Origin of the sequence: Mycobacterium sp. Root135 (assembly GCF_001426545.1) — a bacterium.
GTDB lineage: Bacteria > Actinomycetota > Actinomycetes > Mycobacteriales > Mycobacteriaceae > Mycobacterium.
Genome location: NZ_LMEZ01000008.1, coordinates 363,487 through 390,322 on the forward strand (window position 1 = coordinate 363,487; position 26,836 = coordinate 390,322).

22 protein-coding genes are annotated in these 26,836 nt (G+C 68.2%); 7 read left to right on the forward strand and 15 right to left on the reverse strand.

From position 1 onward, the window contains the following. Position 1: 1 nt before the first annotated feature. A complete protein-coding gene (locus ASD37_RS25325) occupies positions 2 to 5,749 on the reverse strand; it encodes a VCBS domain-containing protein (RefSeq protein ID WP_235568546.1) in 5,748 nt (1,915 codons plus the stop codon). A 13-nt stretch (positions 5,750 to 5,762) separates the two neighbouring features. Here ASD37_RS25325 and ASD37_RS31865 point away from each other — a divergent pair, with 13 nt between their 5' ends. From ASD37_RS31865 to nirD, 4 genes are all read left to right on the forward strand, one after another. Then, a complete protein-coding gene (locus ASD37_RS31865; protein WP_056558081.1) occupies positions 5,763 to 6,188 on the forward strand; it encodes a hypothetical protein in 426 nt (141 codons plus the stop codon). A gap of 373 nt (positions 6,189 to 6,561) precedes the next feature. Beyond that, entirely contained in the window at positions 6,562 to 6,930 is a 369-nt protein-coding gene (locus ASD37_RS25335; RefSeq protein WP_056558089.1) for a hypothetical protein, read from the forward strand. 96 nt (positions 6,931 to 7,026) lie between these two features. After that, entirely contained in the window at positions 7,027 to 9,567 is a 2,541-nt protein-coding gene (gene nirB, locus ASD37_RS25340; protein WP_056558090.1) for a nitrite reductase large subunit NirB, read from the forward strand. Next, positions 9,564 to 9,920 carry a nitrite reductase small subunit NirD gene (gene nirD, locus ASD37_RS25345; RefSeq protein ID WP_056558091.1) on the forward strand — a complete coding sequence of 119 codons (357 nt, stop codon included), beginning with the start codon at positions 9,564 to 9,566 and terminating at the stop codon, positions 9,918 to 9,920. The genes nirB and nirD overlap by 4 nt, the downstream gene beginning before the upstream one ends. 69 nt (positions 9,921 to 9,989) lie before the next feature. On the opposite strand, the gene ASD37_RS25350 is transcribed toward nirD, so the two are convergent. The 8 genes from ASD37_RS25350 to ASD37_RS25385 form a co-directional block, all read right to left on the reverse strand. Then, positions 9,990 to 10,673 (reverse strand): sirohydrochlorin chelatase, encoded by a 684-nt coding sequence (locus tag ASD37_RS25350; protein ID WP_056558093.1) that lies wholly within the window; start codon positions 10,671 to 10,673, stop codon positions 9,990 to 9,992. Beyond that, positions 10,670 to 11,809 carry a uroporphyrinogen-III synthase gene (locus ASD37_RS25355; protein ID WP_056558095.1) on the reverse strand — a complete coding sequence of 380 codons (1,140 nt, stop codon included), beginning with the start codon at positions 11,807 to 11,809 and terminating at the stop codon, positions 10,670 to 10,672. Before ASD37_RS25355 ends, ASD37_RS25350 begins: the two co-directional genes overlap by 4 nt. Positions 11,810 to 11,948: 139 nt before the next feature. Further along, the gene (locus ASD37_RS25360) at positions 11,949 to 12,494 is read right to left on the reverse strand and encodes a GNAT family N-acetyltransferase (protein ID WP_056558097.1); all 546 of its coding nucleotides are present in this window, start codon (positions 12,492 to 12,494) and stop codon (positions 11,949 to 11,951) included. A gap of 38 nt (positions 12,495 to 12,532) precedes the next feature. Further along, positions 12,533 to 13,402 (reverse strand): biotin-dependent carboxyltransferase family protein, encoded by an 870-nt coding sequence (locus ASD37_RS25365; RefSeq protein WP_056558099.1) that lies wholly within the window; start codon positions 13,400 to 13,402, stop codon positions 12,533 to 12,535. Beyond that, complete coding sequence (locus ASD37_RS25370) at positions 13,399 to 14,025, reverse strand: allophanate hydrolase subunit 1 (RefSeq protein ID WP_056558101.1); 627 nt, start codon at positions 14,023 to 14,025, stop codon at positions 13,399 to 13,401. The genes ASD37_RS25365 and ASD37_RS25370 overlap by 4 nt, the downstream gene beginning before the upstream one ends. Before the next feature lie 13 nt (positions 14,026 to 14,038). After that, positions 14,039 to 14,725 carry a queuosine precursor transporter gene (locus tag ASD37_RS25375; protein WP_056558103.1) on the reverse strand — a complete coding sequence of 229 codons (687 nt, stop codon included), beginning with the start codon at positions 14,723 to 14,725 and terminating at the stop codon, positions 14,039 to 14,041. Positions 14,726 to 14,737: 12 nt separating this feature from the next. Continuing rightward, the gene (locus tag ASD37_RS25380) at positions 14,738 to 15,718 is read right to left on the reverse strand and encodes an ABC transporter substrate-binding protein (protein ID WP_156721088.1); all 981 of its coding nucleotides are present in this window, start codon (positions 15,716 to 15,718) and stop codon (positions 14,738 to 14,740) included. 50 nt (positions 15,719 to 15,768) lie between these two features. Continuing rightward, positions 15,769 to 16,356 carry a hypothetical protein gene (locus ASD37_RS25385; RefSeq protein WP_056558107.1) on the reverse strand — a complete coding sequence of 196 codons (588 nt, stop codon included), beginning with the start codon at positions 16,354 to 16,356 and terminating at the stop codon, positions 15,769 to 15,771. Between the two features lie 122 nt (positions 16,357 to 16,478). Between ASD37_RS25385 and ASD37_RS25390 the strand changes: the two genes are divergently transcribed. Beyond that, positions 16,479 to 16,802 carry a deoxyribodipyrimidine photolyase gene (locus ASD37_RS25390; RefSeq protein ID WP_235568547.1) on the forward strand — a complete coding sequence of 108 codons (324 nt, stop codon included), beginning with the start codon at positions 16,479 to 16,481 and terminating at the stop codon, positions 16,800 to 16,802. On the opposite strand, the gene ASD37_RS25395 is transcribed toward ASD37_RS25390, so the two are convergent. Both ASD37_RS25395 and ASD37_RS25400 read right to left on the reverse strand, forming a co-directional pair. Next, a complete protein-coding gene (locus tag ASD37_RS25395) occupies positions 16,803 to 17,282 on the reverse strand; it encodes a thioesterase family protein (protein WP_056558109.1) in 480 nt (159 codons plus the stop codon). It abuts the gene before it with no gap. 54 nt (positions 17,283 to 17,336) lie between these two features. Continuing rightward, positions 17,337 to 18,134, reverse strand: coding sequence for an SDR family oxidoreductase (locus ASD37_RS25400; protein WP_056558351.1), 798 nt, complete (start codon positions 18,132 to 18,134; stop codon positions 17,337 to 17,339). A 55-nt stretch (positions 18,135 to 18,189) separates the two neighbouring features. On the opposite strand from ASD37_RS25400, the gene ASD37_RS25405 reads away from it, so the two are divergent. Further along, a complete protein-coding gene (locus ASD37_RS25405) occupies positions 18,190 to 18,438 on the forward strand; it encodes a hypothetical protein (protein ID WP_156721089.1) in 249 nt (82 codons plus the stop codon). Here the strand turns inward: ASD37_RS25405 and lysE are convergent. Beyond that, a complete protein-coding gene (lysE, locus tag ASD37_RS25410; RefSeq protein ID WP_056558113.1) occupies positions 18,435 to 19,034 on the reverse strand; it encodes an L-lysine exporter in 600 nt (199 codons plus the stop codon). The genes ASD37_RS25405 and lysE overlap by 4 nt on opposite strands. A gap of 70 nt (positions 19,035 to 19,104) precedes the next feature. Between lysE and ASD37_RS25415 the strand changes: the two genes are divergently transcribed. After that, entirely contained in the window at positions 19,105 to 19,974 is an 870-nt protein-coding gene (locus ASD37_RS25415; protein ID WP_056558116.1) for a LysR family transcriptional regulator ArgP, read from the forward strand. Positions 19,975 to 20,039: 65 nt separating this feature from the next. Here the strand turns inward: ASD37_RS25415 and ASD37_RS25420 are convergent, their stop codons facing one another. The 3 genes from ASD37_RS25420 to ASD37_RS25430 form a co-directional block, all read right to left on the reverse strand. Then, on the reverse strand, positions 20,040 to 21,686 hold the full coding sequence (locus ASD37_RS25420; RefSeq protein ID WP_056558118.1) for a bifunctional diguanylate cyclase/phosphodiesterase: 1,647 nt from the start codon (positions 21,684 to 21,686) through the stop codon (positions 20,040 to 20,042). A gap of 92 nt (positions 21,687 to 21,778) precedes the next feature. Continuing rightward, on the reverse strand, positions 21,779 to 24,646 hold the full coding sequence (locus ASD37_RS25425; protein ID WP_056558120.1) for an aminotransferase: 2,868 nt from the start codon (positions 24,644 to 24,646) through the stop codon (positions 21,779 to 21,781). A 44-nt stretch (positions 24,647 to 24,690) separates the two neighbouring features. Further along, positions 24,691 to 26,685, reverse strand: a complete 1,995-nt coding sequence (locus ASD37_RS25430) for an amidase (protein ID WP_056558121.1) — start codon at positions 26,683 to 26,685, stop codon at positions 24,691 to 24,693. Positions 26,686 to 26,836 lie beyond the last annotated feature (151 nt).

The following is a 26,836-nucleotide window of genomic DNA, read 5'->3' on the forward strand; positions in this document are numbered from 1 at the left end:
GCTAGGTCGAAGTCAAAGCCGAAAGTGGAGGGTTGAGTTTTCCCCGGAACTTGGCGAGGTTGGCACGGAAGTCGCGAAACCAGGCCGTGTTGGCGTCGGCATTGGTCGGATCGTCGAACTTGTCACCCACGTTGATGTAGGTCTGCGGATTGCCGTGGACATCGCTGATCGGCGTGTTCGCGTTCGCGTGGAAGACCATTCCTGTGCTCTCGGCCAAATTGAGCAGGCTCCGCGTGAAGTCGATGCGCGGGACGGGATCCCAGTCGGCCATGAAGTAGACCGTGCGATACGGTGCCGCGATCTGAATCTTGTTGACCGGGGATGCGAACGCGGCGACGGTGGTAACCCTTCCCTTGCGGTTGTTGAGGACCCAGTCCGCGGCCAGGTTCTGCGCGTCCAAGCCGCCCTGGCTGTAGCCGACGAACATGATCTCCGTATCGGCGTCAAGGGTGACGAGCGCGTTCTCGATCTGTTTCACCACCTCGGAGTCGGGTGAGCCGAGGTACTGCGGCACATTTCTCAACCAATTGCGTTCGCTGCTCGCATCCTGGAACACGGTGCCTCCGAGGTAGACGATCAGCTTCTTCTTGCTGCCGACGCCGCAGTCGACACTGCAGTCGACGACCTGCATGGCGACTCCGGACTTGTTCCACGGCCAGTCGGTGAGGCGGCGTAGTTCGGAGTACAGCTCGGCGGTCGACCCCGGCGCCGTGACCACCTTGTTGGCGAGGCCGGTCGCGACGACGTGGAGGTTGTTGTTGGCGGGGTCGGTAATGTACAGCCGCGTTCCGTCAGGGCTGAGGGTCATGCTGCTCGCCAGGAAGCCAACCGAAAGCTGCTGTCTGACAAGGCTGTTGAGTGACATGTCGAATGTTGACAGGACTGATCGGTTCCCTTGGCCGTCCACCACGTTGCTGACGATGAACACGCGGGTTCCGTCGGGGGTGGCCACTACCAACTGAGGGTTGCCCCCGAATGTGCCAGTCCCGACGACCGCGCTGGTCGCCGTGTCGAAAACCGACAGAGTGCCGTCACCCTTCGTGACGAACAGCCGTTTGCCGTCGCTGCTCAGGACCATCTTGTCGGCGTACTTGTTGCCGGTGGTAATCGGTGTGCCAGCTGTCGGCGTCGTGGATGTCAGGTCCAGCACCTGGACTCCGGTGCTCGACAGACTAGCCAAATATAGTTTGCGGCCATCAGCGCTCAGTTCCGCGTCTCCGAACGCGCCGACGGTGGCGCTGCCCGCGACCGTTCGCGAGTTGGTGTCGATCACGGTCACCTTGCCTGCGTTGCCGTCCAGCACGTAGAGCCGGCGACTGTCCGGGCTGACTATGAGTGTGCGGGGCACCACGGAGATCGGAATGGCCGACCCTACGAGGGTCCTGCCGGTCGCGTCGAAGACCGATATCGAAGCGACGCCTGAGTAGTAATTGGCGACGTAGACGCGGGTGCTATCCGGGCTGGCGGCGACGTACCCCGGGCCTAGTGGAGTACGGATGGTCGACACCACGGCGTTGTTGAGCGTGTCGACGATGGACACCGAATCGTTCGTATCGCTGATATAGACGTACCGGCCGTTGGGAATCAACGCGGCACCGCCTGCGACGAAGCCGGTCTGGGTCGGCATCCCGACAACGGTGTTGGTGATCGTGTCCACCACGGTGATCGATGAGTAGGTGGAGCCTGACAGCGTGCGATTCGAGTTGATCGTGTACGCGTAGCGACCAGTGGGGCTCACCATCGTGTAGATGGGGCTGTGCACGTCGTAGGGCGTCGAATAGCCAGGAATCGTGGCGATGAGTTTCGGCGGCACCGCGGCCAAGGGAAGCGGTTCCACTTTCACCGCGACCGTCACCGACGTGGCCGCGCCGCGTGGATTCGTGGCGGTCACGACGAACACGTCGGTCACCGGCGCAGTAGCTGCGTACTGCCGGGCGGCAGCGGTCGGCGTGTAGATGTAACTGCCGTCGGCCTTCACGGTGACGGAACCCAGTTGCGGCTTCTGCGCAATCGTGTAGGTGAGCTTGGTCGGATCGCTCACTCCGAGCCAACCGGTGACGGCGCCGCTCACGGCGGTCGAGGTCGGCGGCGGAGCGATCGGCGCGACGGGTGCGTTCACCGTCGACGACGTCGACACGACGTTGACCGCACGCTCGCCGTTGGGCACGTAGATGCGGGAGCCGTCCGGGCTCACGGCGACTGACATTGGCGTACCGCCTAGTTGGAGAGGGGATCCCAGAACGGTGCCGGTGGTGGTGTCGACGGCGATCATGGATCCGTCGACGCCGCCGACGTACAGCCGCGCACCATCCGGACTGATCGCGATGGACAGCGGATTGGCGGGCAGGGCGATGGGACTCCCTATGGTGGCGTTGGTGGCGATGTTGACGACCGTGATGGTCTTCGAGTTCGCGTTGGCGACGTAGGCGCGAGTACCGCTGGCGTTGAACGTGATACCGGTGGGCAGGACTCCGACGGCGATGGGCGAACCCACCAGTGCACCCGTCGCGGTATCGATCACGCTGACGGTGTTGCCGCGTCCGTTGGTGACGTAGGCGCGAGTACCGTCCGGCGTGAGTGCGATGCCCGTGGGGAAGTCACCGACGGGAATTGGGTTGCCCGACCGCGCGCCCGTCGCGGTGTCGACGACGGTGACGGTATTGCCAACGCCGTTCGTCACGTAAACCCGTGAGCCGTTCGGGCTGACGGCAATGCCGGTGGGGTAGGCGCCGATGTCGATCGGCGTTCCCACGATCTTGTTGGTGACGGTGTTGACGACGGTGAGCCTGCCGGCATACGTGGAGGTTTCCAGGCCGACCACATACAGCCGGCTGCCGTCCGCATTGGTCGACATGGCTTGCGGGAGAATCCCCAACTTGATCGGCGAGCCGATTACGGTGTTCGTCGCGGAGTTGACGACCGACACCGTGCCGTCCGCGTAGTTGGCCACGTAGGCCCGCGTGCCGTCGCGATTCAACACCACACTGCTCGGCGCGCCACCCACGGCAATCGACCCCGTGACGATGTGCCGGGCCGGATCCACGGTCGGAGTCACCGTGACCGTCGACGTACCCCCGAAGCCGTCGCTCACGGTGACGGTGAAGCTGTCGGTCACCGTCGCGCTGCCGGCACCGGCGTTGAGCCTCGCCGTGGCGGTCGGTGTGAAGGTGAACGTGCCGTCGGCCTTGACGACGACCGCCCCCTTGGACGTGGTGCCAGACCCGGAGTAGGTCAGCTTGTCACCGTCGGGATCGGTCGCCGTGACCTTTCCGGTGACGATACCCGTTGCGCCGTTTGGTGTTCCGGCTGTCGGTACTGCGATGACGGGGGCTCTGTTCGGGACCATCCGGACGGAGATGGTGGCGGTGGAGACGCCGCCGTAGCCATCGGCCACGGTCATGGTGAACGTGTCGGTCTTGGTCGCCGCGCTGGCGCCGGTCGCCTGCGCCGCCGCTAGTGCGGTGGCGTTCGGTGTGTAGGTGAAGGAACCGTTGGCGTTGACGACGACCGAGCCCTTCTTGGTCGTGATCGGGGCGCCGTAGGTCAACGTGTCGCCGTCGGTGTCGGTGGCCTTCACCGTTCCCGTGACGACGCCGGTCGTCAAGTCTGCCTGCGTGGCAATGGAACTCGCGTTCGCCGGCTTCGCGTTGGCGGGCGTGATCACGACCGTTACCGGTACCGTCACCACGCCACCGTGCGCGTCGCTGACGGTGACGGTGAACGTGTCGGTCTTCGTTGTCTCGGCTGCGTTGAGGGCGGCCGCGGCGTGCCGGGCGGTGGCGTTCGGGGTGAAGGTGATCTTGCCCTTGGCGTCGACGGTCACGGTGCCCTTGGCCGTGGTGATCGGTGCGGTGTAGAACAGCACGTCCTTGTCGGCGTCGCTGCCGGTGAGGGTACCGGTGACGACTCCCGTCGACGAATTGGGCTTGCCCATGGCCATTTTGACCGTGGGGTTCGTATTGATCGGGCTGATCGCGATCGACACCTGCACGTCTACGACTCCGCGTCTGCCGTCGGACACCGTGATGGTGAAGGATTCCGTCTTGTCCGCAGTGGTTGCACCACTGGCTGCGGCGGCGTGCCGCGCGGCGGCGCTCGGAACGTAGGTAAAGGTGCCGTCTGAGTTGAGTGTCAGCTTGCCCTTCAGTGCCGGCCCCGCGGTGTACACCAACTTGTCCTGATCGGCGTCGTTCGCCGTGATGACTCCGTGTACCGCGCCGGTCACCGGATCGGCGGTCCCGACGGACGGCGACCCCGCGACCGGACGGGTGTTCGTTGGGACCAGCGAAATGACCCGCAGCACGCGGCCTGTCGCGTCCGAGACGTAGGCCTGCATACCGTCGGGGCTGACCCCGATTCGCGGCACCGCACCCTCTCCGCCAAGCGTGGTGCCACTCACCGCCACGGTTGTCAACACGGTCTTCGTTGCGGTGTCGCGCACCTGCACGGTGCCGTCGTTGTTCACCACCAACAGCAGTGAACCGTCCTTGCTGAACGCCAACCCGCCGGGCTTGCCGCCCATGTTGAATTGGTCGACGACTGCGTTGGTCTTCGTGTCGAAGACCGTGACTTTGCCGTCGCTGTACCCCGCTACATAGAGCTTGGTGCCAGCCGGGTTGACGGCGACTGCGGAGGCGAGGTGCCCGGTCTCGGTGGGCAGGATCGCAGCCTTGGTCGCCGTCGACGAGAACACCGACACGTAGTCCGCTGCGGTGTTGACCACGAAGATCTTCTTGCCGTCGGGGGTGACGACGATGGTGCTGGGGATGTCGCCCACGTTGGTAACCGTGCCGGTGACCTTGTTGGTCGCGGTGCTGATCTTCGACACCGTTCCCGCACCGCGGTTGGTGACGTAGACGGTCTTGCCGTCGGGGCTGACGGCGATTCCGTAGGGATTGGCGCCGACGGTGATGTCGGCGATCTTCGTGTTGGTCGCCGTGTCGATCACCGACACGGAGTTGGAGTCGAGGTTGGTGACGTAGACCCGCTTGCCGTCCGGTGTCACCGTCACGTTGGACGGGTGCGAACCAACGGTGATGTTCGCGATGACCGCACGGTTCACCGTGTCGACGACCGTCACGGTGTTGTCGGAACGATTGGCGACGTACGCCCGTGTGTTGGTCACGGCGAAGCCCGTGGCGCCGTTGCCAGCTGCCACCTGGCCAAGATTCGCGACGGGAACCGGTGCGATCGCGACGGTGACGACGGTGTCCACCTTGTTGATGCCGTCGCTCACGGTCACCGTGAACTGATTCGCGTCGACGCCAGCGGTGAGCTGGGCCAGCACCCGCTGCGAGGTCGTCGGTGTATACGTGAACGAGCCGAGTGTCTTGTTCAGCGAAAGCGTGCCGGCGGCGGGCCCGGTCTTCAGCGCGTAGCTAAGGCTCTTGCCTTCGGGATCTGCAGCGATCACCTGACCTGACACGGTGCCAGTGGTCGGGTCGGGGGCGCCGATGATTGGAGTCGCCACTGCCGGGTCGAGATTCGTCGCCGTTACGGCTGCGGTCGTCACAACGGCCGCGCGATTCGCGGCGGCAGCGTCCGACGGGGCACCGAAGCGGCGCGCGGCGGCGAGAACCATCCAGGACAACGGGCTCTCCGCCGGGCCGCCGGGATACGAACCGAATACCGCCGACGACAGCGCGGCAAGCATGCTCGCGGCGGTGTTGCCCGGCGACGACAACACCGTCGGCTTCGCCGGCGATACGGGTTGCACCTGAGCGGTCGTCGCCGAGCGCGTCCCGGTCACGAGTGCGGTCGGTGTGACGGCGACCGCGGGCGAGGTGTCGGGCGCGGTCGCCGCTGTGGTGTGCCCGCTCACGGGCGTGTCGACCGCCTCCTCCTCAGCAGCGGCGCGCCGAACCGGCCTCAGGCTCGTCGCCTTGGGCTTCGGCTTCGACTTCCGGTTGAACGCGGGCGTCTCCGAAGCCGGAGAGTCGGTCGTCGTGGACGTGTGCGCACCTCCCGAACTGGAGACCACCACTCCAGGCGCCACCTCGGTCGAGGTGTGCGATGGAGATTCCTCGTCGTTGCCTGGGGACGGCGGGTCTGGTTCCTGGGAGCCCAGGCCCACGGACTCTCCGGGCGACGACGGCGCGGCCGACGACGCCGGCTGGGCAGCCGTGGCCGGCTCTGCACCCGCCGGCTCCTGCGACGATGGCGCGTCGGTGTCGGCGGGATCTGCGTAGGCAGAGGGCATTTGGGTCGCCGAAGCGAATCCGACCCCCAGGGCGACGGCGAGGGCCCCCACCCGACCTACGTGCGCGGCGAAGCGAATCTGCCGCCTGCCCATTACGGTCCGACCGTCGACCGAATCCCATGCGCCATGGTTCATGCGCGCGCCTCCCCCACCCCAAGACTGCGACAGCGCCAATGCATGTTTGCTGCAAGGCGTCGCCACCTTAACTCGTGAGACGGCCTACGCACCGCAGACCAGCCAGCATCTGATTCGCTGCGGACGGCGACTTCCGATTGCGGAAGAGCTGACCGATGGGCGCTCGAGTTGTCGGCCGCCGAGAAGAGTTCGTACGCCGTTCGCGACGTGGCTCTACCATCCCGCCCGTGGACGACGACATGCACTGGGACTGGCACGATCATCCCGGCGTCATCTGGGCGGCGGGAGTAGCCGCCGTTGCATTGATTGCCGTGCTGGTGGTGGCGGTGATCCGGATGTCGGACTCTTCCGCCGCTCCCGGCTTCGCGCCGCCCCCACCGTCCCCGGACGCCACGTCGGCATCGGCGTACACGACGTCCTCGTCGTCCACCAGTTACGGCGTGCCGAGCGTTCAGACCAGTGAGGACACCGGGGCCCCGGCGACGACGGACGTTCCCACGACGGGCGTCCCGTCCACCGACGAGTCGACCCAGACGCCGACGACCACCACCAACCCTTACGGCACGACGACTCCCACGAACGCGGGCCACGTCTGAGTTCTCACAGCCGACGGCCGGTGCGGGTGAGCACACCGTGACGGGCGCTTCACGCGACGCGACATGATGGCAATGTCGGCTCCCTAGCGTGGCGCCATGGGTTCGCAGAAGCGTGTCGTCGTCGTCGGGCACGGCATGGTCGGTCACCGGTTCGTGGAGGCGTTGCGCTCGCGCGACGGTGACGACGTCTGGTGGGTGACGGTTCTCGCCGAGGAGCGCGACGCCGCCTACGACCGCGTCGGCCTGACCGGATACACCGAGCACTGGGACCGCGGTCGGTTGGCGTTGCCCGGCAACGACTATGCCGGTGACGACCACGTCGAGCTGATCCTGCGGGACCGGGTGACGCGCGTCGACACCGCGGGGAAGTACGTGACGACGGTTCTCGGCCGCCGTATCTCCTATGACGCGTTGGTGCTCGCCACCGGATCGTCGGCCTTCGTCCCGCCGGTGCCGGGACACGACCTTCCGCATTGCCACGTCTACCGCACCCTCGACGATCTCGACGCGATCCGTGCGGACGCCGTGCGGGCGGGGGACGGTGCGGCGGGCGTGGTGATCGGCGGCGGATTACTTGGCTTGGAAGCCGCAAATGCGTTGCGGCAGTTCGGCATGACGCCACACGTCGTGGAGCGCTCGCCGCGGCTGATGGCCCAGCAGCTCGACGAGGCGGGCGGCGCGCTGCTGAGCCGGATGGTCGGCGAGCTCGGGATCGTGGTGCACGTCGACGTCGGCACCGACGCGATCGAGAGCCGCGACGACGGTCTACGCGTCACCCTCGGCGACGGATCCGTGATCGACGCGGGTCTGGTGATCTTCGCGGCTGGCGTGCGCCCGCGTGACGAGTTGGGCCGCGCCGCCGGGCTTCCCGTCGCCGAGCGTGGCGGGGTGCTCACCGACTCCAGCTGCGCGACGATCGACCCGCACGTGTACGCGATCGGCGAGGTCGCCGCGATCGACGGCCGCTGCTACGGCTTAGTGGGTCCGGGCTACACCAGCGCCGAGGTCGTCGCCGACCGATTGCTCGGTGGCGCAGCGGAATTCGGCGAGGCCGACATGTCGACGAAGCTCAAGTTGCTCGGCGTGGACGTGGCGAGTTTCGGCGACGCCATGGGCGTCACGCCGGACTGCCTCGAGGTGGTGGTCAACGACGCCGTCAACCAGACCTATGCCAAGCTCGTGCTGTCCGACGACGCCGCCACGCTTCTCGGTGGCATCTTGGTCGGTGACGTCACCGCCTACGGCGTGCTCCGGCCCATGGTCGGTGAGCAGCTGCCCGGTGACCCGCTCGCGATCATCGCACCGCGCGGATCAGATTCGGACGACTCGGGTTTGGGTGTGGGGGCGCTTCCCGCCGCCGCTCAGATTTGTTCGTGCAACAACGTCAGCAAGGGCGATCTCACCGACGCGATCGCCGACGGCTGCACGGATGTGCCCGCCTTGAAGCATTGCACCAAGGCGGGCACGTCGTGCGGCTCGTGCATCCCGCTGCTCAAGCAGCTCCTCGAGGCGCAAGGCGTCCAGCAGTCGAAGGCGTTGTGCGAGCACTTCACCCAGTCCCGGGCCGAGCTCTTCGAGATCGTCTCGGCCTCGGGCATTCGCACCTTCTCTGGTCTCATCGCTCGCTACGGCGCCGGCCGCGGTTGCGACATCTGCAAACCCGTCGTCGCGTCGATCTTGGCGTCGACCAGTTCGGGACACATCCTCGACGGCGAAGAGGCCTCGCTGCAGGATTCCAACGACCACTTCTTGGCCAACATCCAGAAGAACGGCAGCTACTCCGTGGTGCCCCGGGTGCCGGGCGGTGACATCACCCCAGAGCAGCTGATCCTGATTGGTGAGATCGCCCGCGACTTCGGGCTGTACACCAAGATCACCGGTGGTCAGCGGATCGACATGTTCGGTGCGGCGGTCGACCAGCTGCCCGAGATCTGGCGCAGGCTGGTCGACGGCGGCATGGAATCCGGTCAGGCATATGGCAAGTCGCTGCGCACGGTGAAGAGTTGCGTCGGCAGCGACTGGTGCCGGTACGGCCAGCAGGATTCGGTGCAGATGGCGATCGACCTGGAGTTGCGGTACCGCGGACTGCGGGCGCCGCACAAGATCAAGATGGGCGTGTCCGGCTGCGCGCGCGAGTGTGCGGAGGCGCGCGGCAAGGACGTCGGCGTCATCGCCACCGAGACGGGCTGGAATTTGTACGTCGGCGGAAACGGCGGTGCCACACCGAAACACGCGCAGCTGCTTGCCGGTGATCTCGACGACGAGACGCTGGTCCGCTACGTCGACCGCTTCCTGATGTTCTACCTGCGCACCGCGGACCGGCTCCAGCGCACCGCCCCGTGGGTGGAGAGCCTCGAGGGCGGCTTGGACCATCTGCGGGACGTGGTGTGCAACGACTCACTCGGGTTGGCGGCGGACTTCGAGGACGCCGTCGCCAGGCACGTGGACGGCTACGCCTGCGAATGGAAGGGCGTGCTGGACGATCCCGACAAGCTGTCGCGGTTCGTCTCGTTCGTCAACGCCCCCGACGTCGCCGATCCGACCATCGAATTCACCGAGCGCTCGGGCCGCAAGGTCCCGGCGGGAAGCACGACGGGGTTGGGCATGCCGAAGGTTCGTAGAGGAGAACACGCGTGACACTGCTAGACGATGCCAGGGACGTCCAGATCTGGACGCGCGCTTGCGAATACGACCGACTGCTGCCGGGTCGCGGGGTTGGCGTGCTGCTGCCCGACGGGGTGCAGGTCGCACTGTTTCGGCTCGACGACGGATCGTTGTGGGCGATCGGCAACGTCGACCCGTTCTCGGGTGCGGCGGTGATGTCGCGTGGCATCGTCGGGGATCGCGCCGGCCGGGCGTGCGTGCAGTCGCCGATCAAGAAGCAGGCGTTCGCCCTCGACGACGGCACGTGCCTAGACGATCCCGACGTGGCGCTGCCGGTGTACCGGACCAGGATCGCCGACGGCGGTCGAGTCGAAATCGGTTCCTAGCCGCCGAGACTGCAGAAGATGACGTAACCAGCGCGATTTACCTCAACAACCGTAGTCTCGGCGAGCTGGTCAGGCCGAGATCGGCAGCCGTGCCCGGCGAAATCGGCGGGCGATCAACCGCGCCACGCCGGGGTGGGTGACCAGCGGCGCGGTCACCACGTCGGCGCCGGACTGATGCAGCCGATCCTGGAAGAGCCCGTCGGCGAGCAGGTACGACGCCACGACGACTCGGCGCGCACCCTGCGAGCGCATGGTTGCCACGGCGTCGGCGACGCGCGGCTCACCCGTGGCGGCGTACGCGAGCTCGACCCGTGCGCCGATGGCAGCCGACAGCAGGGTCGCCGTCACGCGGAGGTCGCGCTTCGCCCGGTCATCGGAGGTTCCGGCCGCCGCCATGATCACCGAATCCGTTGGCTTCCAGCCGGATTCGACGAGACGGTCGACCACCACGCGGACGATGTCGGCCGACGGTCCGAGTGCGTCGGTGACCGTCACGTCGGGGTGCCCGCTGGCCGTGACGAACGCCGGAACGTCGACGCGCACGTGGTAACCGCTGGCGAGGAAGGCCGGCACCACGACGGCGGGTCCGTCGGGAAGCTCCGTCAAGACCTCGGCGGGCGTGGGACCGAGAACGTCGACGAATGCGGTGTGCACCCGCCGACCGAGTTGGCGCCCCACCCGCTCGGCGAGGTCGGCGATCATCGCCACCCCGTCGGCCTTGCGGGTGCCGTGGGCGACCAGCAGGGGGTTCACGCTGCACCGTCCTCGACTGCCAACCGGTAGCCGCGCTTCACGACCGTCACAACGATGTTCTTGTCGCCCAACGCCGTTCGCAGTCGAAGCACCGCGGTCTCTACGGCGTGGGTGTCGGTGCCGCCACCGGGCAGGGCGCCAAGGAGGTCGCCGCGTGACACCACCTGCCCCGGCCGATGGGCCAGCGCGCGGATGGTGGCCATGCCCGCGGGAGGGAGTTCCTTGACGACGCCGTCCACCATCACGCACGTGCCGCGGATCTCCAGGACGTGTCCCGCCACCGTGACGGTCCGCGACTGCAGCAGCGGCAATTCGTCGGTGATGTGCCGGGCAAGGGCTCCCAGCCGCATGCGCTCCGGCGCCGACGTGGGGACCCCGAGTCGCACCAGGGGCCGCGCCGTCACCGGACCGACGCACATCGCGTGCACGTCGGTCCGCAGCGCCTCGAGCACCTTGTCCTGTACGCCCATCTCGGCGGCTCTCATCAGCATCGCGGCCACGGCGGGTGCCGAGGTGAAGCTGACGGCGTCGAACTTGTGCTCGGCGACGCCGGCGACCAGCGCGTCGAAGGCCCCGTCGCGCGGGACGGGGTGCCAGCGGTACACGCGGATCGGCACGACCTCGGCTCCCGCGGCGCGCAGTTCGTCGAGGAATTCGGGGAACGGGTCCCAGTCGGCGGTGGCGCCGTGCAGCTGGACGGCGATGCGTAGCCCCTCGATGCCGCCTTCGCGCAGGTACTGCATTACTTCGCGGGAGGACTCCGACTCCGGCGACCACTCCTCGGGCAGTCCGGCGGCCCGCAGGGCACCGGTGGCCTTGGGGCCTCGGGAGACGATGCGCGCCTTCCTCAAGGCGGCCGTCAGGTCAGCGGCCAGTCCCCAGCCGTCGGCGGCGGCGATCCAGCCTCGCAGCCCGATGCCCGTCGTCGCGACGACGACGTCGGGTGGCTCGGCGATCAACGCCGCGGTGTGCACGTGCAGTTCGTCGTCGTCCGGCAGCGGCACCATCTCGATGGCGGCGGCACTCGTGACGGTCGCTCCGCGGCGGCGCAGCAGCGTGCTCAGCTCGTCGGCACGTCGGGCTGAGGTCACCGCCACCCGGAATCCGGTCAGAGGTGCCCAATCTGGTTCGGGCATGGCACCAGTCAAGGCATCCCGTGTTGCCGTTTGGTTTCGTGGCCGTTGCCGGCGCATGTCGCGGTGGCGTGACCATGACTCGGCCGTGAACTTCGGCTCACCACGGCCGGTGACCCGCGGTGAGATGTGAATCCGCTGGTCACCACACGTCGCCGTCGCGGAAGTCGCACGTGATTTCGCCCGTGGTGTCGAGGTCGGCGGTCACGGGAAGGACGAAGACGGATTCGTCGTCGTCGGGGGTCGCGACGACTCCGGACGGGGTCAGCACCGACGTCATGCCCTGCCACGGCTGCCACCCTCGGGTGGCGTAGATGTGCCTGCCCGCCTCCGACGCGCTCAGCGCGCCGAGCTGATAGGCGCCGCGCAACACTTGCTCGAGGCCGTCCATCACGGCCATCGCAAGGCCTTGGCCGCGCCAGTCCTCACGCACGGCGACGGCTTCGAGGTAGCCGCAGCGTAGCGAGACGCCCCGGTGGATCAGCCGGCGTTGCACCACGGCGCCGTGCGCGATCAACGCGCCGCGCACACAGATCAGCGCATGCATGCCGCCGAGGGCGTGCTCCCAGTCGACGTCGGTGAAGCCGACCTCGCCGTCGGCGAATGCGTCGACGAGCATCCGCCGGGCGTCCTCACGGGTCTCGCCGTCGAGATCGGAGGTGTGGACGAGACGCGCGGTGTGGAGCACACCTCGTTCCTACCAGGGCGCGAGGTCGAAGAGAACCGTCAACCGCGCGGGCGGGACCAGTGCAGCCGGACGTGCTGACCCGGCCGGACCTGGGCCACCCGGTCGACGTCGTGGTCGACGACGACGCCGATCACCGGGTATCCGCCGGTCACGGGATGGTCGGGTCCGAGGATGACGGGTAAGCCGTTGGGCGGCACCTGGATTGCGCCGCGGGTGGCGCCCTCGCTGGGAAGTTGTCGGTCGGGGACGCGGGTGTCCAGCGGTTGCCCCGTCAGCCTCATTCCGACGCGGTCACTGCGCTCCGACGCCACCCAGTCGGTGCGCACCAGTGCGTCGGGATCGGCGAACCAGTCGTCGCGCGGGCCCGGCACCACGACCAAGTCGAGGACGTCCCCGGTGATGGGGGCGACCGGCGCCTGGTCGAGTTCGGGGAAGTCCGCGGCGTGCGGGCCGATCGGCAGGACGTCACCGGGCCGCAGCGGCCGCGGACCGATCGCCGACAACACGTCGTGGCTGCGGGAACCGAGGACGAGCTCGGCGTCGACGCCGCCGCGGACCGCCAGGTAGCTCCGAAGCCCGGAGTGGGGCATCCCGAGCGAGATGGTCTGCCCGTCGCGCACGTGGTGAATGCTGTTGGTGCCGAATGGGTGTCCGTCCACCGTCGGGTCGGCGTCGGCCCCCGTCACGGCGATCGCGACGTCACCCCCGTGGACGCGGGCGGAGAACCCGCCGAAGGTGATCTCGATCGTGGTGCGGTCGGGCGGGTTGGCCACCAGCCGGTTGGCAAGGGTGTGGGAGTGCCGGTCGGCGGCGCCGGAGCGGGTGACGCCGAGGTGTGCGAGCCTGGGCCTGCCCAGGTCTTCGAGCAGAGCCAGCGGGCCGGTCGCGAGGACTTCCAGTGTCGTCATCGCGTGCCCCCGACCACGGCCCGGAACTGGACCCAGGTGCCGGGGATCAGCAGGGCAGGCGGATCGCGGTCGACGTCCCACAACACCGCATCGGTGTGGCCGATCAGCTGCCAGCCGCCGGGGGTCTCCCGCGGGTAGACGCCGCTGAATTCGCCTGCCAGCCCGACGGATCCGCCGGGAACCCTGGTGCGCGGCTCGGCGCGGCGAGGAACGTGCAGTCGCTCGTCACCGCCGACCAGGTAGGCGAAGCCGGGGGAGAATCCGCCGAAGCCGACGCGCATCGGCGCGGCGGTATGGGCCGCGACGACGTCGTCGGGGGAGAGCCCGGTGAGACGCGCCACCTCGTCGAGGTCATCGCCGTCGTAGACGACGTCGATCGTGACGTCGCTGCGACGGTCGGCCGACGTGATCTCGGAGCGTTCCACGTGCAACCCGCCGAGGCGGGCCCTGGTCGGCGCCTGATGACGCGGCCCGTCGAGCACCAACAGCACCGTGCGGGCGGCGGGGACGACGTCGACGACACCGGGCAGGTCGGCCCCGCGCACCGCGTCGCACCACGCCAGCACGTCGGCCGTGCCGTCGAGGTCGAGCAGCAGCGCCCGGTCTCCGTAGTCGTGAATCATGGTGGTTCCCAGGCTAGACCGCGGGTTGGTAGGTCGGCTCCCGGCGCTTGATCACCGCGATCACGCGGTAGGTGATGGGCAGCAACACCACCTCGACGGCGGTCTTGTAGATCCAGCCCAAGGCGGTGTACACGGCGAAGTCCTTGAACGTGGTGATGCCGATCGCGCCCGCGGCGATGCTGCAGAACACCAACGTGTCACCGAGCTGGCCGGCGAACGTCGACCCGACGAGCCGGGCCCACAGGTGCTTCTCCTTGGTGCGTTCCTTGATCGCGACGACGACCCAGGCGTTGATGGTCTGCCCGACGAGGAAGCCGGCGAGTCCGGCCACGATCAGCTGGGTGTAGGCATGCACGACGTTTTCCAGCGCGGCCTGATTCTCGTAGAAGTCGGCGGCGGGCAGGTAGATGGTCACCCAGAATGCCGCCGCGGCCAAGACGTTCATCGAGAAGCCGAGGACGATCGCGCGCCGGGCCGCCTTGAATCCGTACACCTCGGACAGGACGTCGCCGATCACGTAGGTGAGGGGGAAGACGATGAAGCCGCCGTCGGTGAGGATCGGGCCGAATGCCACGCCCTTGGTGGCCGTCACGTTGGAGATGATGACCAGGGCGGTGAACACGGCGACGAGGGCCGGATAGTAGGCCGACCCAACCTGTGCGAATCCTGGGCGCTGCTCTGATGTTTCGGGCGTTGTCACCCGGTCATCTTGTCAGGTCAGCACCTTCGAGATCATCGGCGGTAACCGATCGGCCACCACCGGGTAGGAGAGCACCGAGGAGAAGGCGAGTGCGCCGGCGAGTTCCTTGCCGGTGAAGACGTTCCGCTTGCTGGTGGTCGACTTCAGCGCGGAAAACATCGGGTCGGCGACGAGCGCAGCCTGCTCGTCGTCGCTCTCGGTCTTCCACACCACGACGTCGGCGGCGTCGAGAACCGAGGCCAGCTTGTCGCGCGGAACCTGGGCCCGGTCGTTCTTCACGAAGGCGTTGACCTCGTCCGGTACCGCGAAGCCCATCTGGGTCAGGAACTCGGTGCGCCACCCGGGCGGAGTGACGTCGTACTGGTCCTGGAAGGCGGTCGCGCTGACCACGACGACCTTCTTGCCGGTGAAGGTCGAGTTGTTCTTGCCGATCTCGGTGAACTCGGCGTCGACGGCCTCGACGAGCTTGGTCATCTCGTCGAACTTGAACACCGCCTGGCCGATGGCGCTGGCCTGGTCCTTCCACGGTTCGAAGAACGCGTGCTGGCCGGATTGGGCGATGGTCGGCGCGATCGCGGACAGCTTGGCGTAGGTGTCCGCGTCGAGGCCCGCGTTGGTGGCGACGATGAGATCTGGTTTGAGGGCGGCGATCTGGTCGACCGAGATGCCGTCAACCAGGTTCAGCACGACCGGTTGCGCGGTGCCGAGTTTCGGCAGGGCCCACGGCCACGTGCCGAACGGTTCACCTCCGAACCAGTCCGTGACGGCGATCGGGACGACTCCGAGCGCGAGCAGGTCGTCCTGCTCGGTGAGTCCGGCGCTGACGACCCGCTTGGGTGCCGACGGAATCTTGGTCTCGCCGAAGGCGTGTGTGACGGTGACGGAACCGTCGCCGGCTACCGTGCCCGGCTTGTCGGAGCCGCAGGCCACGGCAGTGAGGGCAAGGCCGGCGGTCATTGCCAGGAACGTCCGTCGGGACCATGGTGGTGGCACGCGGCGAGCGTAACTCGCCTTCCGGCGACGGGACGGCCGAACACACCGGGTCAGTCGTCGTCGGACAGGGCCTCGAGGTACTCGTCGTAGTCGGTGACGGCTCCGCGGATCTCGTCGGCGGCACGGTCCCACGCACCGGCGACGTCGGTGCGAGCGGCAAGTGTCCGGTCGGCGATCCCGCGTCGGCCGCGGCTCAGGGCGTCGGTGACGTCGCCACCGCGGACGGCGGTGGTGGCGATGGCGAAGGCGGAGTCTACGGCCGTGGCGGCCACCGTGCCCTGTGCGCGCAGCACGGTCTCGGCGACGTCGGCGGCACCGACGACGGCGGCGTTCGGCAGGGTGGCCTGGTTTCCGACGTACTCACCGATGGCGGAGCGCATCCGGGTGCCGGTGCTGGCGGCGACCTGACGCACCTCTGCGCCGGTGTTGGCGAGCGCGGCGGGCAGCGTTGCGCCGCTGCGAATTTCGTCGACGACGGCGGCCGGCGCGTGCGCCATGGAGGTGGAGAGCTCGGTGGTGGCGCCCACCAGCTCGGCGCCGAGCTGGTGGCCAGCTCCGAGCTGCCGTTCCAACACGTGGCGGATGACGAGCGCCCTGGTGGGCCTCGGGGCGGTGATCGTGGCGTCGTTCTCTGACATGGGTGGGTCCTTCCGGCGCGGTGATCGGACGCCCGTCAGTTCACAGGGCGCGGGCGACGCTGCGGCGAACGTCGGTCGACGCCCTCACGAATTCGTGGCGTTGCGCTGGGAGGTTCCTGAGGATGCGCCGCAACCTGATTCAGGTGCGGCGACGGGGGTACCCGGTGAGGCCGGCGAACGACGCCGGATCACAGCTCATCGCGGAGGCACCGGCAATGCTGAACAACGTCGTACTACTCGCTTCGGACAACGTCGTGGCGGCGGGGTTCATCCTTCGCGGCATCAAGGGCATCTTCGTGGCGATCGGCAGCGTCATCGCCGCCGTCATCTGCGCGGTGATCGCAGGAACCAAGGGGCGCAGCGCGATTGGCTGGGGCATCCTCGGTCTCTTCTTCAGCATCATCACTCTCATCGTCGTGATCGTGATCCCCAGCAAGAAGAGCTGACTATCCCGAGAGGGTGAGCGCTTCCAGTTGGGCGCGAGCCAGATCCGGGATCGGGGTGGGGCCGTCGTCGCCGAGGGTCACCAGAACGGTGTCGCACAGGCTGATGCAGTCCTCGCCAATGAACAGCGCCGTCGAGGCGACGAACGACGTGCGGCCGAGCCTGCCGACACCGATTCCGGTGCCAATGGTGTTGGGCCAGTAGGCTTCCTTGAGGAAGTGCACGACGTTGGTCGCCGAGACGAGGCGGATCCGCCGTGCCGAACTGTCGTAGATGCCGGGCATGACGCGTGCGTTCAGCAGCGCCCGGGCATTCTCGTGAAGGGACTCCAGGGCCAGGTTGTTGAGGTGTCCGTTGGCGTCCATGTCGCCGTAGCGAGCCTCCACCGATCCGTGCACCGGGTAGGTGGCCGCGATCAAGCGGGCGGGGTGGGGCCGGGTCGCGATGCCGATCATGGGCGTCTCGGTGTCGGTCTGGGGCATTCCGCCAAACTAGAAGCCGACTTGACACGTGTCAATTCGGTGGCTGGCAAGGGGTCAGCTGTGGGCGAGGCGCTTGTTGACCAGGCGAGTCAGCCACGCCGGTGAGAACCGGGCGCCGACGGCCAGGGTCTTGGCCTGTGATCCGACGGGGAAGTGCACCTGGTGGATCAGCCGTCGCACCCTGGACGGGTTGACCGCGGCCACGATGTCGTCGGCGATGTCCTGCGCGGTGAGGCGGATCCCGAGCGAGTCGGTGGTGCCCGTCTTGACGTCGGCGGTCATCGCGGTTTGGACGTAGAGCGGCCACATCGCGATCACGCGGATGCCGTAGCGCTTCCATTCCAGGTCGAGCGCCTCGGTGATGGCGCGGACGAAGAACTTGGTGGCGCTGTAGTTCGCGAGTTCGGCCTGGCCGTAGATCGCCGAGGCCGACGCCAGGTTCACCACCACCGCACCTGGCGTGGTCCGTAGGAACGGGAACGCCGCGTGCAGGCCGTTCACCACGCCCTTGGTGTTGACGTCGATCTCCTTGTGATGTGCCGTGACGGCGATTTCCTCGAAGCGACCGGCGATGAGGATGCCCGCGTTGTTGATCATCACGTCGAGGCGGTTGCCTGCGGCGGACGCGAATTCGCCGACCCGCTGGGCCATCTCGTCGGCGTCGGTGACGTCGAGGTGACCGGTCACCGCCGTGGCGCCGAGGTCCTCGATTTCCTTGGACAACGTCTTCAGGCCCACCTCGTCGAGGTCGTAGGCGCCGACGACGTAGCCGTTCCTCGCAAAGTTCAACGCGGTCGCGCGGCCGATGCCCGCGGCCGCGCCGGTGATGAAGACCGACTTCTTTGAGCTCATGGTCACCATGATGTCTCGTGCGGGTGCATGCTTGTGGGGCACCTTGGGAGTGATCATGCGAATACACCTGCGCTGGGCCGTGACCGTCGCGACGTTCGGCATGGCTGCGGCCGCGCTCGTCGGGGCGCCGGCGGCCGTCGCCGGCTGCAACGACTCCAGTGGGACGGTCGTCTGTGCGCAGGGCGACATCCGTGGCACCGACGCCCCGCCGCCGGTGCAACCCGGACTCGGCACCTACGGAACGTGGTGCAACGGCGTCATCTGCTTCCCCGGCGGTCTGTTCGGGGTCGTCACGCAGCCCTAGCGGGTCGCGAGCAGCACGCCGAGGCCGATCATGGTGGCGGCGATGACGCAGTCGAGCACCCGCCACGTCGACGGCTTGGCGAACAGTCCGGACAGCCGGCGGGCCCCGTACCCGAGGCAGACGAACCAGACCGCGCTGGCGGTGACGGCGCCGACGCCGAACAGCCAGCGGCCCTGTCGTTGTTCGTTGGCGAGTGCCCCGAGCAGGACGACGGTGTCGAGGTAGACGTGCGGATTCAGAAACGTCAGTGCGGCGCAGGTCAGGAGGACCCCGGCCAGCCGTGCGGGCGCGGCGTCCGACGGCGCCAGGGCCTTGGGCTTCCACGCGCGCATGGCGGCCAGCAGGCCGTATCCGACGAGGAAGGCGGCGCCGCCGAACTTGGCCACGTTCATCGCACCGGGGTGCGCGGCGATCAGCGCGCCGACGCCGGCGATTCCCGCCACGATCAGGACGGCGTCGGAGAGGGTGCACAGGGCCACCACCGGCAGGACGTGTTCGCGGCGGATGCCCTGGCGCAGGACGAAGGCGTTCTGAGCGCCGATGGCCGCGATCAGGGCGGACGACGCCAGGAAGCCGACGACCAGTGGTGAGTGCATGCCCTGACGCTACGATCCGTGCTACACGCAGTACAGCTAATCATTCTGTCGAACCATTAGAATCGCTAACGTGAGTCTGGATGCCCAACAGCTGGCAGCCTTCGCCGCCGTCGTGGAGTTGGGTTCCTTCGACGCCGCGGCGACACGGTTGCACGTCACGCCGTCGGCGGTCAGCCAACGCATCAAGACGTTGGAGCACTCCGTCGGCCAGGTGTTGATCCGGCGTGAGAAACCCTGTACGGCAACGGCTGCCGGCATCCCGCTGCTGCGGTTGGCGGCCCAGACAGCACTGCTGGAGGCCGAAGCGCTCGCCGAGATGACCGGGCTCCCCGACCGGCTCACCCGCGTCGCGCTCGCGGTCAACGCCGACTCGATGGCGACCTGGTTCACCGACGTGTTCGGAGAACTGCCCCACGTGTTGTTCGACGTTCGAATCGAAGACCAGGATCGCTCGGCCCGGTTGCTGCGCGAGGGAGCCGTGATGGGTGCGGTGACCACCGAGCGCACCCCGGTGGCCGGGTGCCGGACGCAGCCGCTCGGCGTGATGCGGTACCTCCCGGTGGCCAGCCCCGACTTCGTCGACCGGCATCTCCGGGACGGCGTCACCGCGGCGACGATGGCCGCGGCGCCGTCGTTGGCGTGGAATCACGACGACGCACTACAGGACTCGTTGCTTCGCAAGCTGTTTCGTCGGTCCGTGTCGCGTCCGGTGCACTACGTGCCGACCTCGGAGGGCTTCCGGGCGGCGACGACGGTCGGACTGGGGTGGGCCATGTACCCGGAGCGCGCCGCAGCGGAGTCGTTGGCCGACGGCACGTTCGTCAGGATCGCCGACGCGCACCTCGACGTCCCGCTGTTCTGGCAGTGCTGGAAGCTCGACAGCCCGGTCGTCGACGCGGTGACCGACGCGGTGCGGGCGGCCGCGGCGTCGTTGAGGTAGCTCGGCTGCCGCCGTCGACGCGGTGGTGTTGGCTGCGGGCGGATTCGTGCCGTCGTAATCGGCGGTCAGTGCCGATTCGACGTCGCGGTGGCGTCCGGCCGGGGTGCGAAACGGGTCTGCCCGGGTCCCGCGGCCTTGGCCACGTACATCGCCGCGTCGGCGTCGCGGAGCAGTTCCAACGCCTCCCGGTGCTCGACGGCCTCTACCACGGCAACTCCGATGCTCGCGGTCACGGCGACGGTGGCCCCTCTGTAGTTGACGGGAGTCGCCGCGGCGCAGTGCAATTCGAGGATCAGTCCGTCGACGGTCCGTCGGTCGACGGGCGCGAAGAGCAGCACGAGGAACTCGTCGCCGGCCAGCCGTGCGATGACGTCGTGGTCGCTCAGGGTGTCGCGCATGCGCGCGGCGACCGTGGTCAGTACCGCGTCACCTGCGCCGTGCCCGTGTGAGTCGTTGACGGCCTTCACCTTGTCCAAGTCCACGAACAACACTGCCTGGACGCGACGATCGGCGTCGGGGGCGATGGCGCTCGCCAGCCGACTTAGCGCGTAGGCCCGGTTGCGCAGACCGGTCATGGTGTCGTGACCGGCGGCGTGGGTCAGTTCCTCCCGGGCCAGCACCTGTGCCGTCACGTCGACGAAGGTGCAGAGGATCGGCGATCTCGGCGGGTCGTGCTGGTTCAGCAGCCGGACGCTCATGGACAGCCAGAGCCGACTGCCGTCCTGGCGATCGACGCCGATCACGTGATCTGTCTGCGGCGCACCGGATTCGAGCGTCAGTTGGATCGCCTTCAGTTCTCCGGCGATGAGTTTTCCGTCCTGGTCGAAGACGGGAATGTCGGCGGCGAATGGCGAGGTGCCTTCGGCGACGCCCTCGAAGATGCGCCACGCCGTCGGGTTGGCCGACGTCATCACTCCGTCCGGATCGAACACCACCACGCCGGCGTCCATGGCCGTGACCACGGACTCGAAGTGGCGCTCGGCGCGACGCAGGGCGGTCATGTCCGCGCATACGAGGACATGACCGTTGTCGGTTTCGGCGGCGGACACGCGAACCGATCGCATTGCGCCGTCGGCGGCGAAGTGCGTGGTCTGCAGTACGCCGCCAAGTGCCAGGACCGACCGAGCGTCGAGGCTGGTGCCGACGGCCTCGCTCACCGGCCGTTCCAGTACGTCACCGAGGCGGCGGCCGTAGATCGTCTCGGCGGCGGCGTTCCAACTGGTCACCACGCCCTCTGCCGTGACGCCGATGACCGCGTCGCTGACGTGGTCCAGCAGGGCCGCCTGACACTTGAGGAGCGTGGCGGCCTTGGCGCTGGTCAGGTCGCGGAAGGTGGTGACGATCGCCGGCCGGCCGTCCCAGTCGAAGCGCATCGAGGTGGCCTCCACGTCGCGCGCGGCTCGTCGGGGTCGGCCCATCACGACCTCCGAGGGCGTCGAGGAGTCGCCCTCCCTTTGCAGGTCGGAGAGTCGGCGTTCGACGCCGGGGTAGGAGTCTTCGTGGACGAATTCCGAGACTTGCCGGCCGACCAGCCCGACGGCAGGATCAACGCTCATCCAGCGCACGGCCGCGGCGTTCGCGAAGACGATCGTCCCGTCCGCGTGAACGCAGATGCCGTCCGACGACATCTCCGCCAGGCGCTCGAAGCGATTTTGGAAGATTCGTGCGTCGTCGGAGCACGGATCGGCGGAATCCGTGTCATCGCTCCCCATGCATGGCCCCCGAGCGCTCATCGAACGCTTTCCAGGCTACGTGCCGTCCTGGTCCCGCAACGAACAATGCGCCGATGGGGGAATCGGCCGACTCACCAGCCCGTGGCGAGAACCCGCTGGAGTGAGTCCACGAAGTAGTCCACCGATTCCTTAGAGATGACCATGGGCGGCTTGATCTTGAACACGTTTAGGTAGTCGCCGGTGGGTTGCATGACGACCCCGAGAGTAAGCAGGCGGTCGCAGATCGCGGCGGTCTCCTCGGTAGCTGGTTCGAGAGTGACTCGGTCGCGGACGAATTCGAGCCCCAGATAGAAGCCGGAGCCGTGGACGGTGCCGATGATCGGGTGGTCGTCGGCCAGCGCGAGAAGGCGGGCCTTGAGGTGCGCTCCTACGACGCGCGCGTTTTCCTGCAGCCCTTCCTGTTCGATCACGTCGAGCACGGCCATGCCGATCGCCGACGAGACCGGTGAGCCACCCGTGGAGGAGAAGAAGTAGCCCTCCGTGCGGTAGCGCTCAGCGATGTCGCGGCGGGTGACGACGACGCCGATCGGTTGCCCGCCGCCCACGGACTTCGCGACGGCCACAACGTCGGGAACGGCGTTTTGCTGCTGGAAGCCCCAGAACCATTCGCCGAGCCGGCCGTAGCCGACCTGCACCTCGTCGGCGATAGCCAGGCCACCGTGCCTGCGCACCGCGGCGTACACCTGAGCCAGGTAGCCGTCGGGTAGCGCGACGCCGCCTGCGTTGCCGAAGTAGGACTCGCAGATGAAGCCGGCGGGAAGCTTTCCCGCGGCCGCCAAGTCGTCGAGGACCTGCACGGCCTCGGGGGCGTAGCGGGCGGCGTCGGCACCGCGGTGCACGCCGCGATACGAGTTCGCCGCGTCGACCGTGTGCACCCACGACGGCCGCGTGGCAAGGGCATTGGGGTTGTCGGCGATCGACGTCGAGACCGCGTCACTGGCATAGGTCCAGCCGTGATACGCCTCGCGCATCGCCACGATGTCGGCACGTCCGGTCGCGGCCATCGCGATGCGGATCGCGAGATCCGTTGCCTCCGAACCGGAATTGACGAAGAACACCGTGTCGAGCTCGTCGGGCAGCGTTGCGGATATCCGGTCCGCATATTCGGCGATGACGCGATAGTTGAAGCGGGAGTTGGTGTTCAGCAGGTGCATCTGCCGGTTGGCCGCCTCGACCACCCTGGGGTGGGCGTGCCCGACCGAGGCGACGTTGTTGACCATGTCGAGGTAGACGCGGCCGTCGACGTCGGCGAGGTATTCCCGCCATCCCCGCTCGATGCGAGGCGGACGGGCGTAGTAGTGCTCCTGCACGTCGGCCAGTACGCGTTCACGCAGGGCGAGGGTGTCGTCGTCGACCTCGTCGACCGTTGCAGGCAGGCCGAGGCTCGGACCGGGATCGCCGGCGAGAAGCTGCCAGCCGACGGCGTACGCCGACGGCACCCGAAGCGGCACTTCGCTCGAATCGGCGCGGGTGAACTGGACGTCTATCGGGGTGCGGGCCGGCAGCTGCCCCCGGTCCCCGCCGGTGAATCGCACGGCATGCGCGCCGGTGACGATCGTGAAGCCGTCTTCGGTCGGCTCGAGGCGGCCGTCGGTCGGGACGGCGACGGTGGTGTCCTCGGCGAGCCACAGGGTGAGCGCCGTGGGCACGGTGGCCGGCGCAGCGGGCGTGCGGGCAGGGGCGCCCGCCAGCCGTGGACGCCATGCTGGCGCGACCGCCGCGGGTGCGCCGCCGTCCAACGCCGCCAGAGCGGCGTCGCCGAGTGCTCCCTGGTTCAACCAACGGCCCTCGTCGTTGAGCCGTGACGTCGTCCCCGCGTCGAGAATGACCGCGCCAGCCAGGCCGTCGACCAGGGGAGCGACGACCCACGTCGGACCCAATCGGGGCGCGAAACCCAGTGCGTGACGGATGCATTCGCCCATCACCTCGAACGGCACCGACGCCGCCTGCCGGAGGACCTGGAACTCGCGTTCCAACGCGGCGTCTGCGTACGCGTTCTTCGCGTCGAGGCGAACCTGCTGGCGGCCGCTCAGTGCCAACACCACCCCGCGAAGGGCGACCAGCGGCCAAATCGCGTCGACCTCGTCCTCGCTGAGCGGGCGAATCGAGTGGAAGGCGACGATGGCGGGCAGTGTATGGGCTGGGGTGAGGCCGTCGTGATGCAGCAACGAGGAGACGGTGACGGCGATTTCGCCGACGGCCCACGATTCGGCGACGTCTCCGAAGTCGATGACGGCGTCGGGCAAGTCGCCGGGCCTACCGATCACATTGTCGTCGGTGATGTCGAAGTGCCCGAGCTGGGTGGGCAGGCGCGAGGACACCGCGTCGAGGCGGCGCTGCGCCGATTCGGCGACGGCGGAGGCGAACTGGCGCACCTCGGTGTCGGACTCGTCGGGTGCGAGCGTCGCGATGACGCGCTCGGCGTGGCGCAGATCCCACTGCAGCACGCGGTCGGACGCCGGGTGGCTGAGGTCGGCGAGCGCGACGCTCACCTTCGCCGCGAGCTCTCCCATCCGGGCCACCGTGGCGGGGGAGAGGTAGCCCGACCCCATCAGGGTGGTGCCGGAGACGTGGGTGATGACGCGGGCGTGGATGCGGCCCTGAGAGGTGTTCCACCATGCGGACATCGGTCCACGCGGGCCCTCGACCACCTGAGGGACTCGCAGCGTCGGCTCGCGCTCGGCGACGGTCGCGGCGGCGAGGTCCTGCAAGTCGATCTCGGCCTCGCTGAAGACGGGGTTGCTGAGCTTGAGGACGCCGATCGGCGCGGTGTTCGCGACGTCGGACACCACGAAGTTCTGATCCTGCTGACTCCCCAGTTCGGTGACGTGGCAGGCCATCCCGAACGTTTCGTCCATCAGGCGCCGAGCCTCGTCGATCGAGAGGGTCGGCGTGGGCAGCTCGGGGTTGGCGAAGAAGTTGAAAACCTGCTCGGTCATGGGTGTTTCGTCACTCTCTCTCGAAGACGGTGCGGCCGACGCGCTCACAGCGGTGACCCGGCGGTGCTGGCAAGTGTCCCGGCCACGGCGCCGTCGGCGCTGCGGGCGACGACGACGATCAATGGTCCGTATGGTGCGCGCCACTCGCTGTGCGGGGCGCGGTGGCCGTTCCCCGGGATGGTGCCGGTGGCAACGCCCTCGGTGAAGTCGAGCCGCACGCGAACCCCGTCGACGAAGGCCTCGACGTCCGCTGCGGCACCAGTGGTCACCTCGACGCGGAAGGTGAGTTCGTCGACGCCGACGACGGCAACGGATAGTTCGCCGTCGGCGCTGTCGAGCGGGCGCTCGAAGACTCGCTCGTCGGACAGCGCGGGGGTGCGGGCGGGCGCGACGCGTCGAGTCCGGAGCGCCTCGACGGAGCGCCCGAGGCGCAGCAGGGTGGTGTCCGAATAGGCGGCGCCGGCCACGGTCAGTCCGACGGGCATCCCGGTGTCGTCCATCGTGCCCATCGGGATCGTCACGGTGGGAATGCCAAGGTGGCGGGGGACCAGGTTGCCGTTGGACACCCACACCCCGTTGCGCCAGGCGACGTCGGCCGAGGCGGGGTTCACGTCGGCGTCGGCGGGGCCGACGTCGGCGGCCGCCGGGAAGACGACAGCGTCGAATCCGTTGGCGTGCAACCACTCCTCGAAGTCGACGCGACGCGTCTCCTCGAGCCCACGCATCCCCGCCTCCACGAACGGGATGTCGTGCCACGGCGTCACTCCGTCGGCGGCGAGGTGCACGTAGTCCGCGAGGTCGTAGGCGACGTCGAACGGGAGGACGCCGTACTGATCCGGCAGGGCACCAGTGGGCGCCGGGAAGATGCGGGCGGGATCAACCTCGGACATGCCGCTGAGGCCTGGCTGACCGTTCGACCGCAGGAACCCGTCGAATGCCCAGACCGACAGCGCGCCGAGCTCCTGGGAGAGGAATTCGGCGGGAACGATGCCGCGGTCGACCATCGTCCGGGATTCCGGATGTAGGCCCTCGTAGTTCTCGACGACGGGGAAGTCGGTCTCGACGACCTCCGCGCCGGCAGCCACCAGATCGTCACGCATGCTCTGCCACAGGGCCATCACCGAGTTGCGGGTGTGGATCGGGTGGGCGCTGCCGGGATCGCCGTTGACGTAGAGCCGGGGTACCGCGAGCCGAAGACCGCCCAACGGCAGCGTGGGTAGGCCGACGTACGACTCGGGCCGCACCTCGGACGCCGCGGGCAGGTCGACCCAGTCCTGCTGACGCCACAGGTCACCGTCGACGACCGGGTCGTCGGCCACGACGGCGTCGAGGAGGTGCAACAGGTCGTCGACCGAGCGGGCATGCGGTACGACGACGTCCATCGTGGGCACCAACGGCCAGTTTCCGCGTACCGAGATCACTCCGCGGGACGGGGTGTACGCGACCAGCGCGTTGTTCGACGCGGGAGCACGGCCGGAGGACCACGTCTCCTCGGCGAGACCGAACGCGGCGAAGCTCGCCGCCGTCGCCGTGCCGGAGCCGTTCGACGACCCCGATCCGAACGCTGCCGTGAGAAACTCTGCGTTGTAAGGACTTTCGGCGCGGCCGTAGAGTCCGCGTTGCATTCCGCCGGCCGCCATGGGTGGCATGTTCGTCAGCCCGAGGCAGATCGCCCCGGCCGCGCGCAGCCGGGCGACGGCGAACGCGTCGTCGGTGGCGACGAGGCTCGCGAATGCCGGTGAACCGGCCGTCACGGGCAGGCCGCGCACCTTGTAGCTGGCCTTCGCCGTGAACGGGATGCCGTCTAGCGGACCGAGGGTCTGCCGGCGGGCTCGGCGAACGTCCGAGGCGCGAGCGTCCGCGAATGCCGACGGGTTGAGCACCGGCACCGAGTTCAGTGCGATCCCGGACCGGTCATAGTGGCCGATCCGGTTCAGGTAGCGCGCCACCAGTTCGACGCTCGTCACCGTGCCGTCCGCGAGGGCGCCGCACAAGCGGTCGACGTCGGCCTCGGCGACGGTGAATTCGGCGATGATCATGACAGCACTAAAACACACGCTGTAGGTTTACGGAATGGGCAAGGCGGCGACGCCAGCCGAGGCGTACCGGCGCCGGCCCGCTCACGCCCGCCCGAGAGGAGACGGACATCGGACGACCACCTCGCGCAATACTCAGTCGCGACCTCATCGC